The 14,889-nt window shown below is 58.1% G+C and carries 17 protein-coding genes; 4 read left to right on the top strand and 13 right to left on the bottom strand.

Features of this window, described 5'->3' with window-relative positions:
* Nucleotides 1-9: 9 nt before the first annotated feature.
* From B2P82_RS04865 to B2P82_RS04850, 4 genes are all read right to left on the bottom strand, one after another.
* Nucleotides 10-843, bottom strand: coding sequence for a segregation and condensation protein A (locus B2P82_RS04865; protein ID WP_206990416.1), 834 nt, complete (start codon nt 841-843; stop codon nt 10-12).
* Complete coding sequence (nagZ, locus tag B2P82_RS04860) at nt 840-1,880, bottom strand: beta-N-acetylhexosaminidase (RefSeq protein ID WP_414652011.1); 1,041 nt, start codon at nt 1,878-1,880, stop codon at nt 840-842. Before nagZ ends, B2P82_RS04865 begins: the two co-directional genes overlap by 4 nt.
* Nucleotides 1,877-2,707, bottom strand: a complete 831-nt coding sequence (locus B2P82_RS04855) for an SPOR domain-containing protein (RefSeq protein WP_290495533.1) — start codon at nt 2,705-2,707, stop codon at nt 1,877-1,879. Before B2P82_RS04855 ends, nagZ begins: the two co-directional genes overlap by 4 nt.
* 134 nt (nt 2,708-2,841) lie before the next feature.
* Complete coding sequence (locus tag B2P82_RS04850; RefSeq protein WP_290495531.1) at nt 2,842-4,014, bottom strand: deoxyguanosinetriphosphate triphosphohydrolase; 1,173 nt, start codon at nt 4,012-4,014, stop codon at nt 2,842-2,844.
* A gap of 27 nt (nt 4,015-4,041) precedes the next feature.
* Between B2P82_RS04850 and erpA the strand changes: the two genes are divergently transcribed.
* Nucleotides 4,042-4,383, top strand: a complete 342-nt coding sequence (gene erpA, locus B2P82_RS04845; protein WP_206990414.1) for an iron-sulfur cluster insertion protein ErpA — start codon at nt 4,042-4,044, stop codon at nt 4,381-4,383.
* Nucleotides 4,384-4,441: 58 nt separating this feature from the next.
* Entirely contained in the window at nt 4,442-5,623 is a 1,182-nt protein-coding gene (locus B2P82_RS04840) for an epoxide hydrolase family protein (RefSeq protein WP_290495529.1), read from the top strand.
* A gap of 308 nt (nt 5,624-5,931) precedes the next feature.
* On the opposite strand, the gene nusB is transcribed toward B2P82_RS04840, so the two are convergent.
* The 7 genes from nusB to glyA are packed head-to-tail and all read right to left on the bottom strand — an operon-like array spanning nt 5,932 to nt 11,028.
* Entirely contained in the window at nt 5,932-6,399 is a 468-nt protein-coding gene (gene nusB, locus B2P82_RS04835) for a transcription antitermination factor NusB (protein WP_290495528.1), read from the bottom strand.
* Entirely contained in the window at nt 6,396-6,824 is a 429-nt protein-coding gene (gene ribH / locus B2P82_RS04830; protein ID WP_206990411.1) for a 6,7-dimethyl-8-ribityllumazine synthase, read from the bottom strand. The genes nusB and ribH overlap by 4 nt, the downstream gene beginning before the upstream one ends.
* Nucleotides 6,824-7,951, bottom strand: a complete 1,128-nt coding sequence (gene ribB / locus B2P82_RS04825) for a 3,4-dihydroxy-2-butanone-4-phosphate synthase (RefSeq protein WP_206990410.1) — start codon at nt 7,949-7,951, stop codon at nt 6,824-6,826. Before ribB ends, ribH begins: the two co-directional genes overlap by 1 nt.
* A gap of 8 nt (nt 7,952-7,959) precedes the next feature.
* Nucleotides 7,960-8,577 carry a riboflavin synthase gene (locus B2P82_RS04820; RefSeq protein ID WP_206990409.1) on the bottom strand — a complete coding sequence of 206 codons (618 nt, stop codon included), beginning with the start codon at nt 8,575-8,577 and terminating at the stop codon, nt 7,960-7,962.
* 22 nt (nt 8,578-8,599) lie between these two features.
* Nucleotides 8,600-9,247, bottom strand: coding sequence for a RibD family protein (locus tag B2P82_RS04815; protein WP_290495525.1), 648 nt, complete (start codon nt 9,245-9,247; stop codon nt 8,600-8,602).
* Nucleotides 9,244-9,714 carry a transcriptional regulator NrdR gene (nrdR, locus tag B2P82_RS04810; protein WP_206990407.1) on the bottom strand — a complete coding sequence of 157 codons (471 nt, stop codon included), beginning with the start codon at nt 9,712-9,714 and terminating at the stop codon, nt 9,244-9,246. The genes B2P82_RS04815 and nrdR overlap by 4 nt, the downstream gene beginning before the upstream one ends.
* A gap of 6 nt (nt 9,715-9,720) precedes the next feature.
* Nucleotides 9,721-11,028, bottom strand: coding sequence for a serine hydroxymethyltransferase (glyA, locus tag B2P82_RS04805; protein WP_290495523.1), 1,308 nt, complete (start codon nt 11,026-11,028; stop codon nt 9,721-9,723).
* Between the two features lie 222 nt (nt 11,029-11,250).
* Here glyA and B2P82_RS04800 point away from each other — a divergent pair, with 222 nt between their 5' ends.
* Nucleotides 11,251-11,676 carry a Ros/MucR family transcriptional regulator gene (locus B2P82_RS04800; RefSeq protein ID WP_290495521.1) on the top strand — a complete coding sequence of 142 codons (426 nt, stop codon included), beginning with the start codon at nt 11,251-11,253 and terminating at the stop codon, nt 11,674-11,676.
* A 13-nt stretch (nt 11,677-11,689) separates the two neighbouring features.
* Here the strand turns inward: B2P82_RS04800 and hemA are convergent, their stop codons facing one another.
* Nucleotides 11,690-12,907 (bottom strand): 5-aminolevulinate synthase, encoded by a 1,218-nt coding sequence (gene hemA / locus B2P82_RS04795; protein WP_034812777.1) that lies wholly within the window; start codon nt 12,905-12,907, stop codon nt 11,690-11,692.
* Between the two features lie 103 nt (nt 12,908-13,010).
* Nucleotides 13,011-13,802 (bottom strand): class II aldolase/adducin family protein, encoded by a 792-nt coding sequence (locus B2P82_RS04790; protein ID WP_290495519.1) that lies wholly within the window; start codon nt 13,800-13,802, stop codon nt 13,011-13,013.
* Nucleotides 13,803-13,972: 170 nt separating this feature from the next.
* On the opposite strand from B2P82_RS04790, the gene B2P82_RS04785 reads away from it, so the two are divergent.
* Nucleotides 13,973-14,737, top strand: coding sequence for an NAD kinase (locus B2P82_RS04785; protein WP_290495517.1), 765 nt, complete (start codon nt 13,973-13,975; stop codon nt 14,735-14,737).
* Nucleotides 14,738-14,889: the final 152 nt, after the last annotated feature.

The raw sequence follows: 14,889 nt of genomic DNA, 5'->3' as shown, positions 1-14,889 counted from the left end.
AAGTACTTCTCAAGCGGTTGCATCTCTGCCCCCTTCCGGTCTGATACCCGCATTGCGCAGGTAAAGTGGCGCAAAGTGCTCGTCCTGGCGCACATCGACTTCGCCATCGCGGGCGAGTTCCAATGCAGCCGAGAAGACACTTGCGGTGACAGACCGAGGCGGCAATTCCGGGTCCACGTCTGTCATGGTTGAGCGGATCTCGTCCAGCGAAGACCACTGCTCCAACTGTTGCCTGAGTGCGCGCAGTGTTGTTCGCGCCAGTTCCAGCGGCAAAACAAGCTGTTGCTCAATCGTGTGCGGGCGTTCCTTTTCGCGGCGATCGCGAATCGTCCCGAAGGCTTGTGTCAGCTCGTACAGCGACGCTTTGTATTCAGTGTGCTTGACGACTTTGGGCTGTACCGGCGCGCCGCGCAGGAAGACCACATTGTCGAGAATAGGCCCCGCTTCGAGTTCTTCGACGGCCCCGCGCATGGCATCAAGCCGCTTCAGGCGAAAGGCCAGCCGCGCTGCCATTTCTTCGCCAGTTGGTTCGTCTTCCGCGGCCTTTTCCGGCTTCGGCAACAAAAGGCGCGATTTCATGAAGGCGAGCCAAGATGCCATCAGAAGATAGTCGGCTGCCAGATCGATGCGCTGAGACTTCGCCTCTTCGATGAAGTCGAGGTATTGTTCTGCCAGCGACAGGATCGACAGATGCAGCAGGTCGACCTTCTGCCGGCGGGCAAGCTCCAGTAACAAATGAAGCGGGCCTTCATAACCGCCAACATCGACCGTAAAGAGATCGCCGGCTTCGGCCTCCTGCGCGTCTGCAGACAGCGCATCAATCGAGATCATTTCGGAGTTCATGCCGCCCCTGCCAAATGAGGAAAATATGACCGGAATGTCTGCCAGCCCTCCACGAGGTCGAACTCCTCCTGATGGGTCGAGAGTGCTTCAGCACGCAGTGCCCGCTCCAGTGGCCGTCCCGTCAGCTCTGGCGAAACAGCTGCGACTTCAGCCATTTCTGAATGGATCGCAAGTGGATCAGAAAGAAAGCCGGAACAGTGCAACAGCACGTCACAGCCCGCAGCAATCGCCGCTTCGCCCCGCTCGCCCAGGCTATCACCCAGCGCCTGCATCCCGAGATCATCCGTCATCAGCAAGCCATCAAACCCGATTCGCGCGCGGATCACGTCTTGAATCATGATTTTTGACAGAGTGGCGGGGACATTGGCGTCAAATGCATCATAGGAAATGTGCGCTGTCATCGCCATTGGCGCATCGGCGAGACGGGCAAAGGCATCAAAATCTTTCGCCAGTTCCGCTTCGCTCGCCGCTACGCGCGGCAGCTCCAGATGGCTATCGGACATGGAGCGCCCATGACCCGGAATATGTTTGATCACGCCGGCAACACCGCCGGACGCGAGCCCTTTCAGAGCCGCGCCCGCGAGACTTGCGACCGTTTCGGGATCAGTGCCAAAAGCCCTGTCGCCAATTACGTCATGTGCGCCCGGAACCGGCAGATCGACGACAGGCGCACAATCTGCATGAATCGACAGGGCAGCGAGTTCTGCTGCGATGAGCCTGTGGCCAAGCCAGGCAGCGGAAAGACCCCGCTCACGATCATTGGCATAAATATCGGCATAGTCCTGACCACGCGGAAAAAGAGGCCATTCAGGCGCCTTCAACCTTGCCACACGTCCACCCTCCTGATCGATAAAGATCAGGCACGGCCGATTCATCGCGTTCCAGATGTCATCGACGAGGCTTCGGACTTGGGTCCGCGATACGCAGGAGCGGCCCATCAGGATGACCCCCCAGGGCTGCTCGGCGGCGAACAGTGCCGCTTCCTCCTTCGTGAGCACAGGCCCCGAAACGCTGAGGATGCAAGCCCTGATCACTATCCTGTCACCACAATGCAATTGTCACCGCCGGCCTTCACCGCATCACAGAATTTCGATGCTTCAGACCGTTCCGCAAAGCTGCCGACGCGCAACCGATAGAATACACCCTTGGCCCCAAGATCGGCTCGTTGGATACGCTTCCGTGCACTCCGGTAGAGGCCGGGCTTTGTACTGTTCATTTTCGCCCAGGCGGTTTCAGCGGCGTCTTGTGAGCGGAAAGCTGCCAACTGGACGAGGTAAATACCATCATCGGTAAAGGCAAACTGTGAGGACGCTTCGCTGGCGGCCGGCGCCTTCCGCGGCGCGGGAGCAGGCGCCTGCACCACCGGATTCGTTGGCACGACACGCAGTGTCTCTTCCTCATCCTCTGGCATCGCCTCCAGGTCAGCCAGTGCGCGTACTTGCGCATCATCAGGCTCGATGCCTTCCCGGCCTGGCCTGAGCTCAATTGGGGGGCCGCCTTGCAGCGCATCACCACCTTCAGTGTCATTTGCAGCGAAGTCGGTGCCCGGCTCCACTATACGCTCGGAGTCATCCATCTGATCGTAGAAGCGCTTGTCAGTGTCTGGGACTGCAACACCTTCACGATCTTCAGGCGCACGCTTGTAGGGCTCTTTATCGGCGATGACGCTGGGGATACCGGCACCGTTGTCCCGAACTCCCTGACGATATGTGTTCCAAACAACTGCGCCGAAGACGAGCAAGACCCCCACGGCAAGCGCCAGGATGAGCGGTCCGCGCGTGGAATCGTCCTCGCGAACATCAAATCCGCGGTAATCGTCTTCGAACGGGGAATAATCCCGCTCGTCGTCCCGATATCGCCCCATGGAATCATCCTCAGATTAGGTTCACAGAGTTAAGATTACGGCGTGTTTCGTTAACGACACTTGAATATTCAAGAGCTTTCACCGGCCCCGGCCCGTGCAACGCTTTAAAACCTGTAAATGTGATGACAGTACGGCTAGCGCAGGACATCCGGATGATAGAGCCGTCGATGTTCCTCGATTGCGTAGGAATCCGTCATCCCGGCAATATAATCACAAACAATGCGCGCGCGGCGCGCTTCGTTAGCCTGTGACGCATCTTGCCGCCACGGGCTCGGCAGTGTGTCGGGCTCACTCAGGAATATTTGAAACAGCTCGGCGAGCATGCGTTTGGCTTTGCTGCGCATGCGGTTGACTGTGTAGTGTTTGTACATCCGCTCATACAGAAAGGCGCGCAGCGCCCGCTGACGGCTTTCCAACTCTTCGGAAAACGCAACCAGTGGCACGTCCATGGCGCGCACTTCCGCTGCGCTCTGTGGCGCGTACTGCTTTGCGCGCCGCCCGGTCTCGGCGGTCAGGTCGTTGACCCACAGGCCGATCAGGCGACGAACCGCCTCATAGGAGACCATCCGGTCGCTGAGATGCGCATATTCCAACTTCACCGCGCGGAACTCGTCTCCGACGATCGGCAAATTCATCAGATCGTCAATTGTGAACAGGCCGGCTGCAATACCATCATCAATATCATGATTATTGTAGGCGATGTCGTCTGACAGCGCTGCCACCTGCGCTTCCGGACCTGCAAATTGGTGCGGTTCCAGATCCATGAAGTTCGCATATTCCCGAAAAGCGGCCGGCAGTGATTCCATCGGTGTATCGCGCGTCACCATCGGGCCATTGTGCTTCACGAGGCCCTCCAGCAGTTCCCAAGTCAGGTTCAGGCCCTCGAAATTGGGGTATCGGACCTCCAGTTTGGTCACAATGCGCAGGGTCTGGGCGTTGTGGTCAAACCCTTCATAGTCCGCCATGCACGCGTCCAACTGGTCCTCGCCCGCATGACCGAAGGGCGGGTGGCCCATATCGTGGGCCAGCGCCAGCGCTTCGGCGAGGTCTTCATCAAGCCCGAGCGTCCTCGCAATGCTGCGCGCTATTTGCGCGACCTCAAGGGAATGCGTCAGACGCGTACGAAAATGATCGCCCTCATGTGCAACAAATACCTGCGTCTTCTGCTTCAATCGCCGGAAGGCGGTCGAGTGGATAATCCGGTCTCGATCACGCTGGAAAGGCGTTCGAGTCGCCGATGGCGCCTCCGGGAAATACCGGCCGCGGCTATCTTCGTGTCGGGTGGCATACACTGATCTCTTTTCCATTGGCTCGGGAATCCCTATGTTGAGGTCATGAGCACGACAACTGCCCCCGATGTGACCCTTACAGCCTCGGCTGCCAAGCGGATTAATGCGATTCTGGCCAAACAGGACGGCGTTGATTTTCTGCGCGTCTCCGTCGAAGGCGGGGGATGTTCGGGCTTTTCCTACAAGTTCGACTTCGACCAAGCGGCCAAGGAAGACGATATCGTCCTGGAACGCGATGGCGCAAGAGTGTTGATCGACGAAATGAGCCTCGAATTCCTGAAGGGCTCACAGATCGATTTCACGACCGAACTGATTGGTGCTGCCTTCAAGATCAGCAACCCGAATGCTACGGCGGCTTGCGGCTGCGGAACCAGTTTCTCGATTTAACTTGCTTCGCCCCACGGCATGTCCGCTAGCTGGATGACACCCTAGCGAGGAGACAAACATGCCGACCGCTCAGCCCTTCCGCATCGACATTCCCCAGGAAAAGCTCGACGCCATCATGGCGCGGGTGAAAGCCTATGACTGGTTTCCAGCCCCGGCCAATGAAGAAGGCTTTGCCTACGGCATGTCCACACCGGTGATGAAAGACATCCAGCGCTATTGGATTGCAGGCTATGATTGGCGCAAATCAGAAGAGATCCTGAACAAGTATCCCAGCTACAAAATCGAGATTGATGGTCAGATGATTCACTTTGTCCATGTCGTGGGCGAAGCTGGCGGGCGGCGCCCCCTGCTCATCACACATGGGTGGCCGGGTTCAGTTTTTGAATTTTGGGAAGCGATCGCGCCCCTGGCCTTTCCATCCCGCTATGGCGGCAAGGCCGAAGATGCTTTTGACCTGATCATCCCTTCCCTGCCCGGTTACGGATTTTCAGGGCGGCCAAAATCCCCGATCGGACCCCGAGGCACGGCCGCGCTTTGGGACACTCTGATGCGCGACATACTGAAATATGACACCTATCTCGCTCAGGGCGGCGACTGGGGCAGTATGGTGACCTCCTGGCTCGGCTTCAATCATGGCACAGTCGATGGCAAGGGCGGTTGCCGCGCGATCCATCTGAACATGGTCGGCTTCCGCCCGACACCCGCCACGCCGCAGACCGAGGCCGAAGGCGAATGGCTGGCCGCGTCGCAGGGCGCCATGCAGCGCGAAGGCGCCTATCTGATGCAGCAGATGACCAAGCCCCAGACGCTGGCGATGGCGCTAATGGATTCCCCGGTCGGCACTGCAGCGTGGATCATCGAGAAATTCAATGGCTGGTCAGACCTGTCCGACGGCGGACTTTTGGATACCTACTCAAAAGACCAGCTGCTCACCAATGTGATGATCTATCTGGTCAATGATGCCATGGCCACCAGCGTCTGGTTCTACAATGGCTTTGCGCAGGAAGGTGGCAATGCCCTGCCAGAAGGCGTCCGGTGTGAAACGTCGACGGCGTTCGCGAACTTCCCCGGCGAGCCCGTCTACAAACCCGCGCCGCGGAGCTGGTTCGAGAGAGCCTACAACCTCACCCGTTGGACGGATTTGCCGCGCGGCGGTCATTTCGCAGCGATGGAAGAGCCCGAACTATATGTCGAAGAGATCCGCGCCTGGGGTAACAGCGTAACTGAGCCTGAGGGCTGATGGCTGCCTGTCCGCAGGGTGATCCCAACCGAGCCGGGCGATGGCGCGTCACCAATCCGACCGCCGGGTGAAGCCGTCTATCTTGGCCTGGCTGCGGGGTTTTCGTCTTCTTCCGCAGCTAGGTCTGGTGAAATCCAGCAGTCTGGTCTGGCAACCAGTTGAATTTCACTGCGCGGATGGGACGGGCCCCAATGCATGGGGGCACCTACTATCCAGTAATTTGACTAATCGTCCTCGTGACAGCGGAGCCCTGCTCCCATCCGCAAGGACCGATCCCTGCACAAACCGGATGGCATCCGCCTGTCCGGCTATTTGCGCAGGTCCTTGGCCAGATTATCCAGCACGGCATTGGCAAATTTCGCTTCCTGCTCGTCGAAGAAATCATGCGCCAGAGACACGTACTCATCCAGGATGATGGCGTTCGACAAATGTTGGTGCGCGATGAATTCAGCGGACCCCGCGCGTAAAAGCGCGCGCATGGTTGCATCGAGCCGGGTCAGCTTCCATCCGTTTGCCAGCCTCCCAAGGATCGCCTTGTCGATGGCTGCCTGATGATCAACGACCGCGTTCACGATAGATTTGAAAATATCGGGATCGGCTTCCTCGATCGGTTCTTCGTTCGGACCAATGCCGAGCCGGTCTCCCATGAAGGCGCGAATGGTCGCGCGGGCCGACTTGCCGGTCTGCTCCATTTCATAAAGCGCCTGAACGGCTGCGAGGCGCGCTCCCGCCCGCCTCGCCCGTGTAACCTCGAAGGGTATATTCTGGTCGTTCACCGAATGAGTTCCTTGCGGAATTTGATCATGGCCAAACAGGCGTCTGCGGCATCCTTGCCCTTATTGCCGCGCTTGCGGTCAGCGCGGGCGAGCGCCTGCTCTTCATTCTCGACAGTCAGGATGCCATAGCCAATCGCCTGACGACGCTGCACGATCAGATCCATCAGACCGCGGGCGCTTTCACCACAGACATAGTCGTAATGGCTGGTTTCGCCCCGGATCACGCAGCCCAGTGCCACAGCGCCGTCAAACCGGCCACTGTCGGCCGCCATGGCAATCAGGCCCGGCAGCTCGAACGCGCCCGGCACTTCCATGACCGTCACAGTCGCGCCAGCAGCTTCAAGAGCTTCCAGCGCGCCAGCTTCCAGCTCATCGGAGATGTGCTTGTAGTATTTCGAAATGGCGACAAGAACGCGGTCTGCCATCAGTTGTTCTCCTCATGAAGATTGCGCCACCCCTCTATCGTCAGGCCGTAGCCGTCAAGGCCTGCCAAGCGGGTGGGCTGCGTTCCGGACAGGTAGATCATGCGACGTACGCCCAAATCCCGCAGAATTTGAGCACCGACACCGTATTCACGAATAGGCGCGGTCGGATCGGGGGCCACTGAGGGCTTCAGGCCGAGCCGTTCGGCAATGATGTTCGGCCGCATCGTGTTCACGAACACGACCACGCCCGGTTCTTCAGCGTCAGCAATCACGCGCATCGCGCGCTCAACCAGGCCGTGTCTTGGGCCGTTTTCTCCCAGCACGTCCGACAGGATGTCCATCCGGTGCACCCGCACCAGCGTTGTGCTGTCCGGCGTGATATCCCCGTGAACGATGGCGATATGTTCCGAATTGTCGAGCGCGTTACGGAAACAGACCGTCCGGAACCCTTCCCCGTAACCGGAATCGAGCGGCGCTTCGACGCGGCGCTCCATGAACCGGTCATTCTTTCGGCGCCAGGCGATGAGGTCGGCAATCGTGCCGATTTTGAGATTGTGCAGCTGGGCGAACGCGACCAGTTCCGGAAGACGGGACATGGTGCCGTCTTCATTCATGATTTCGCAGATCACACCGGCCGGATAGAGGCCGGCCATGCGGGAAATGTCGACGGCCGCCTCTGTATGCCCGGCGCGGACGAGTGTGCCGCCTTCGCGCGCAATCAGCGGGAAGACGTGTCCGGGTGATACGATGTCCTCATGATCCTTGGTCGGGTCGATGGCGACGGCGATTGTCCGGGCACGATCATGGGCCGAAATACCCGTCGTGACGCCGTCTTTCGCTTCGATCGAGACCGTGAAGGCCGTTCCCATGCTTTCCCGATTGTTCCGGGTCATCATGTCGAGGTTCAGCGTATGCGCGCGCTCCTGGCCCATTGCCAGGCAAATCAGCCCCCGGCCGTGACGCGCCATGAAGTTCACATGTTCCGGCGTGGCAAAATTGGCCGGAATGATCAGGTCGCCCTCATTCTCCCGGTCCTCTGCGTCGACCAGGATATACATCCGGCCATTGCGGGCATCTTCGATGATCTCGTCAATCGAGGAGATTGCTTGATGAAATTCGCTGCTCATATCTGCCCTTATCCCTTCGGCGCATCCGCGCCGATCATCCGCGCCACGTAGCGTGCCAGCATGTCGATCTCAAGATTGACGCTGGAACCGGGCTGCAACTGGTTGAGTGTAGTCACCTCCCAGGTATGGGGAATGATCGCCAACTCGAAATCACCATTCGGCAGGGCTTCAGCCACGGTCAGAGACACACCATTTACCGCCGCGGACCCCTTGGTCGCAAAGTAGCGCGCGATCTGTTCAGGTGGCCGTATGGTCAAACGATAGCTTTCACCTTCCGGTTCGACGGAAACTACCTGACCGACGCCATCAACATGGCCAAACACGAAATGGCCGCCCAACTCGTCGCCGAGTTTCAGGCTCTGTTCCAGATTGACGTGAGATCCAACCGTCCAGTCACCTAGAATCGTCTTGGAAAGTGTTTCCGGCACGGCTTCGGTGGCGAACCACGCGCCGCGCTCGCCCTGCCCCATATCCACGACCGTCAGGCATACGCCCGAATGCATGATGGATGCGCCCAGGGTGATATCTTCCAGTTTGTAACGGCTTTCGACCTCAAACCGGCGAAGCCCATTGCGGTCCTCCACGGATCGGACGGTCCCGACATCGGTAACGAGGCCTGTAAACATTTTCCTGCCCTCAGTTTCTTATTCAGACCCTTACATAGGTGTCCAGGACATCAACCCCAATCCGTTCCGTAGCGATAGCGCGCCAACGTGACGCTTCGCCCAGATTGGAGAGTCCCAGGGCGGCGAGCGCTGGCAGGCCGTCTCCTCCGATCAGGATGGGGGCGCGAAACCAGGCAATTTCGTCCACAAGCCCTTCCCGAATGAAGCTGGCCGCCAGCGTGCCGCCCCCTTCTATCAGGAGAGATGCAATTCCTTCGATCTCAGCGCGATGAAGGAGGTCATTCACGTCCACGCGAATGCCTTTCCCGCAGCGCCAGATATCCACGCCGCTCGCTGCGAGGATATCCTGCGGCTGGCCATTGGTTGCGACAACAACGCGTCCGGATGAAACAGACTGGACCAGTCTGGAACTGCGCGGTGTGCGACCTTGAGAATCTGCGACGATCCGGATGGGTTGGGTTTTGGGGAGCGGAACTGTCCGCGCGGTCAGCAACGGATCATCGGCGAGAACCGTGCCCACTCCGACCAGAATCGCATCATGCGCGGCGCGCATCTCATGTGCCCGTGCGCGTGACTCGCTGGTCGTGATCCACTGGCTCGTCCCATCGGACAAAGCTATGCGGGCATCCAGCGATGTAGCGATCTTAAGGGTGACTTTCACCCCGCTCATTCAGGATCGCTCTCTTCTTCCAGCGATGTCTGCTCAATGAATTGAGCGAAATCGTTCGGATCCCTGAAATCCTTGTAGACACTTGCGAACCGCACATATCCGACCGGATCGACTTGCCGCAGCGCCTCCATGGCAAATTCGCCTACTTCATTGGACGTCACCTCGGTTTCACCACCACTTTCCAGCTTGCGCGCAATACCGGACACCATCTGGTCGATCTGTTCACGATCCACGGGGCGTTTCCGCAAGGCGATGGTGATCGAGCGCGTCAGACGGTCCCGGTCAAACGGCACGCGTTTGCCATCCCGCTTCACCACCATGATCTCGCGCAACTGAACACGTTCAAACGTCGTGAACCGCGCACCGCACGCCTCGCATACACGCCTGCGACGAACAGCCGTGTTGTCTTCAGCCGAGCGGCTGTCCTTCACCGATGTATTCTCGGAACCGCAGAACGGACATCGCAAGGTCTATCAGCCTCCCAATCCATTATAGATCGGGAATTGCGCCGTCAGGCCTTTCACCTCTTCGCGCACCTTGTCTTCTGCTGATGTGCTTTCGCCGGACGCAACCGCGTCGACAATCTCGCCGATCCAATTACCGATCTGCGTGAACTCATCCTCGCCGAAACCGCGAGTCGTACCGGCTGGCGAGCCCACACGAATACCGCTGGTGATCATCGGCTTTTGCGGGTCGAAGGGTACGCCGTTCTTGTTACAGGTGATGAAGGCACGCTCGAGCGCATGCTCAGCGTCGCGACCGGTCACATTCTTCGGGCGCAAATCGATCAATGCGACGTGCGTATCCGTACCGCCTGAGACAACGTCGAGCCCGCTGGATTTGCAAGCCGCAGCCATAGCGCGCGCATTTGCAACAACTTGAGCCGCATACTTCCTGAATTCTGGCTGAAGCGCCTCTCCGAAGGCTACCGCCTTGGCCGCGATGACATGCATCAGCGGTCCACCCTGAATGCCGGGGAAGATGGCTGAGTTGATCTTTTTCGCGAGCGCTTCGTCATTGGTCAGGATCATGCCGCCACGCGGGCCACGCAATGTCTTGTGCGTGGTTGTCGTCGCAATATGTGCATGGTCCAGCGGGTTCGGATGCGCGCCGCCGGCGACGAGACCGGCAAAATGCGCCATGTCCACGAGGAACAACGCCCCGACCTCATCGGCGATGTCGCGGAACCGCTTGAAGTCGATCGCGCGAGGATAGGCAGAGCCACCTGCGATGATCAGCTGCGGGCGGTGCGCCTTGGCAAGGCGCTCCACTTCCACGAAGTCAATGCGATCATCTTCCCGACTTACACCATACTGAACGGCGTTGAACCATTTGCCGGACTGGTTTGGCTTTGCACCGTGGGTCAGGTGACCACCTGCGTCCAGGCTCATGCCGAGGATCGTATCGCCCGGCTTCAGCACCGCATTGAACACACCCTGATTAGCCTGGCTGCCGGAATTTGGCTGCACATTGGCAAATCCGCAATTGAACAGCTTCTTGGCCCGCTCAATCGCCAACTCTTCCGCAATGTCCACAAACTCGCAGCCACCGTAATATCGCTTGCCCGGATAGCCTTCCGCATACTTGTTCGTCAGGACCGTTCCCTGAGCCTCCAGCACGGCTCTGGAAACAATATTCTCTGACGCAATCAGCTCGATCTGCTGCTGCTGACGGGTACGTTCCTTCCGGATCGCATCGAACAGCTCGGGATCACGATCTTCTAGAGATTGGCTGAAAAATTCCGTGGTATCAAACCGGGCGGGCTGGGCTGTGTCTGCCATGGGCGAATCTCCTGCTGGGTCTTGCGCTATTTACGCTCAGGCGGGTCGCGCCGCAACCGCCGGTGCGTGCTGGGCCCACAATATCGCACCCTGCGTGCACAATTTGAGAGATTGTGTCGGGATTGTCGTGCAAATACTTGAAGAACTATGGTATTTAGCAGTTTAGTTGGGGCGCGATTGTGCAGCTGAATATCCAAATACCTGACAGAGTCTTGGTGGGCCATGAGTGAATACGAGTCATCTGACCTGCTCGACATGACTGCCGAGATTGTCTCGTCATATGTGTCGAACAACCAGGTCGAAGCAGATGCGCTGCCACAGCTCATCAAGAACATCTATGAGACGGTTTCCGGGCTATCGAAAGGCGCGGAGCCTGCAGCAGATACTCAGGAACCAGCAGTTTCAATTGCGAAATCCATCACACCGGACTTCCTGATCTGTCTCGAGGATGGCCGGAAGCTCAAGATGCTGAAGCGATATCTTCGATCAAAATTCGACATGACGCCCGAAGAGTACCGCGCGAAATGGGGATTACCATCCGACTACCCGATGGTTGCGCCAAACTACGCAAAGCTGCGCTCAAAACACGCCAAACAGATCGGGCTTGGCAAGAAGGCACCGCCCGCGCCCAAGAAAAAGACCAAATAGTCGAAAAACCGGATCAGGCTGCCTTGTCGAGGCCGAGCTGCTTCCAAACGGCAAGTATCGCAGCCACCAACTCATCCATCATGACTTCGTCATGCACAGGGCTCGGCGTGAAGCGCAAGCGCTCGGTACCCTTCGGGACAGTCGGATAATTGATCGGCTGCACATAGATGCCGAAATCGAACAGCAATGTATCGGACAGCGCCTTGCAGCGCTCCGGATCTCCCACCAGCAATGGTACGATATGCGTGTCAGTGTCGATCATGGGCAGGCCGGCATCACGGAATTTCTGCTTCAGCTTGGCAGCGTTCGCCTGATGCGTCCGGCGCAATTCCCGTCCCGCATCCGTGCGCAGTTTCTGGATGCTGGCCAGCGCACCCGCCGCCATCACGGGACAAGTGGATGTCGTGAAGATAAAGCCTGAAGCCATTGAGCGGATGGCGTCGACCACGGTCTCGTGGCTGGCAATGTAGCCGCCCATGACACCATAAGCCTTGCCAAGCGTGCCCTCGATGATGTCGATCCGATCCGCCAGACCCCACATCTCCGCAACGCCGGCGCCATTCTGGCCATACATGCCAACCGCATGCACTTCGTCCAGATAGGTCATCGCATCGAATTCATCGGCCAGATCGCAAATTTCTTCCATCCGGCCGAAATCACCGTCCATGGAATAAACGCTCTCAAACGCGATCAGCTTCGGGCGATCCGGATCATCATTCTCCATCAGCGCCCGCAGATGATCCACGTCGTTATGCTTGAAGATGCGACGGTCTGCACCTGAGCGACGAATGCCTTCAATCATCGAAGCGTGGTTCAACGAGTCGGAATAAATGATCAGGTCAGGCAAAATCTTGCCCAAGGTCGACAATGTCGCCTCATTGGAAACGTAGCCGGATGTGAACAGGAGCGCTGACTCCTTGCCGTGCAAATCTGCCAGTTCGCGCTCAAGATCGACATGGTAACGAGTCGTGCCGGAGATGTTACGCGTGCCGCCCGAACCTGCACCGAAACTATCGATGGCCTCATGCATGGAATTGATGACGTCTTCGTCCTGGCCCATGCCAAGATAGTCATTGGAGCACCAGATGGTGACTTCGCGCTCGCCGTCCTCGAAACGCGCCGTCGCCTTTGGAAACCTGCCCTTGTGACGGTGCAGGTCTACAAATACGCGATAGCGGCCTTCGCCGTGAATCGAATTAAGCGCGTCCTCGAAGGCCTTCAGATGCTTCATCTGTTTCGTTCCTGATCTTTTCCGAGCCTACATAGTGGCCAAAACGACGATTGATAATGGCTCCATACGTCGCGGACCGCTTTTGTCGCATACGGGATTACCCCTAGGCGTCATAGCCCGGCATTTCGCGATCCAGCTTGCGAAGCAGCGCCGGCCAAACCAGTTTTTCCGTCACCATGTTCATGCCGGAACTGTGTTCTGTCATGCCGCCCTGCCCGGCAACCTTCTGCTGAAGATCAGATTCGCACTCCAACACACCGTCGCGCCCAGCCGAAAGCGCCATGATCTGCATGTTGCAGGCACGCTCCAGAAAGAACATCCGCGTAAATGCAGACGCCGCCGTGTCGCCGACCGTCAGCGTACCGTGGTTGCGCAGAAGCATTGAATGTTTCTTGGGGCCCAGATCAGCGACGAGCCGCTCACGTTCGTCCAGGTCGAGCGCGATACCTTCATAATCATGGTAGGCGATGTCCTCACGTACAATCATGGCGGTTTGGCTGAGTGGCATCAGGCCTTCCTTCTGCGCCGAGACAGCAACGCCCTGATCGGTGTGAACATGGATCACGACCTGCGCATCGTCGCGCGCATCATGGATTGCCGAATGGATGGTGAAGCCGGCCGGATTGATAAAGCTATCCGTCTCCTGGACGATATTGCCCTCCAGATCGACTTTCACGAGCGAAGACGCCGTAATCTCCTCGAAGAAATAACCATAAGGGTTGATCAGGAAGTGATGATCCGGCCCGGGCACGCGATGAGAAATATGCGTGAAAATCATATCGTCCCAGCCATGCATCGCGATCAGGCGATACAGCGCAGCGAGGTCCACGCGAGCCTGCCACTCTTCTGCGGATACAGAGGAACGAATATCTAATTTGTGCGCGCCGTCGGCCATGATTGAATCTCCCAGATATGTTTTGCTGGCAAACTAGCGGAAAATCCGATCACAGGCCAGAAAAAGCTGACACCCGCGTCAACTTGGTGGACTCGCACTATCCGGTGCACGCGGCGGTATGCCAGAATCCACCTTGACGCTTCCACCCTTCGCAAAGCAGATGGGCCACTATGAATGGTCTACGTCTGCACTTTTACGCTTCCAAGCGCCCAGAAGCCCAGGACGCGCTGTCTGTCCTGACCAAAAAGTACGGCCAGTGCAGCGAGGATGATGCCGATGTGATCGTTGCGCTCGGCGGCGATGGGGCGATGCTGGATTCGTTGCGGCGTCAGTTTGAAGGGGGCCAACCCGTATACGGCATGAACCGTGGCACGGTCGGCTTCCTAATGAACGAATTCAACGTCGACAATCTCCCCGACCGTATCAACTCAGCCGAACGCGCCGTCATCTCGCCCCTGCGAATGACCGTTCGCGACGTACATGATCACGAACACCGCGCCCTTGCGATCAATGAAGTATCGATGTTTCGCCAGACGGCGCAGACGTCGAGGTTCAAGATCACAATCGACGGCAAGATGCGGATGGACGAGCTGGCCTGTGACGGTTTGATGGTCGCAACGCCAGCAGGATCCACGGCCTACAACTTGTCCGCGCATGGCCCGATCCTGCCGATCGGAGCTGGCCTGCTCGCCCTCACGCCTGTCAGCGCCTTTAGGCCGCGCAGGTGGAAAGGCGCCCTACTTCGGCGCGACGCGCATGTACGTATTGATGTGATCGCTCCGATCCTGCGTCCGGTTGCCGCTGCCGCGGACAATCAGGAAGTGCGCGACATTGTCAGCGTGGACATTCAAGAGGACCGGCGTCGGCTTACCATGCTGTTCGATCCAGGGCATGCGCTTGATGAACGCATCTTGCGGGAACAGTTTGGTTTCTGAAGCGATTTCAAAGACCTTCGGTCAGGAAAGCGTTAAGGCTTGAACGATACGATTACCCGAACGATAGGGAATCGCGATGCTCAAGGCTCTTATAAACAAACTGAAACCCAATGCTGGCGCGAAGAGCGACCAGCCAGCTACCTCAATAACTC

The organism is Hyphomonas sp. UBA4494, assembly GCF_002388935.1.
Taxonomy (GTDB): Bacteria; Pseudomonadota; Alphaproteobacteria; order Caulobacterales; family Hyphomonadaceae; genus Hyphomonas.
The sequence above is the reverse complement of the archived record's forward strand: the minus strand, read 5'-3'. Positions and strand labels throughout refer to the sequence as shown.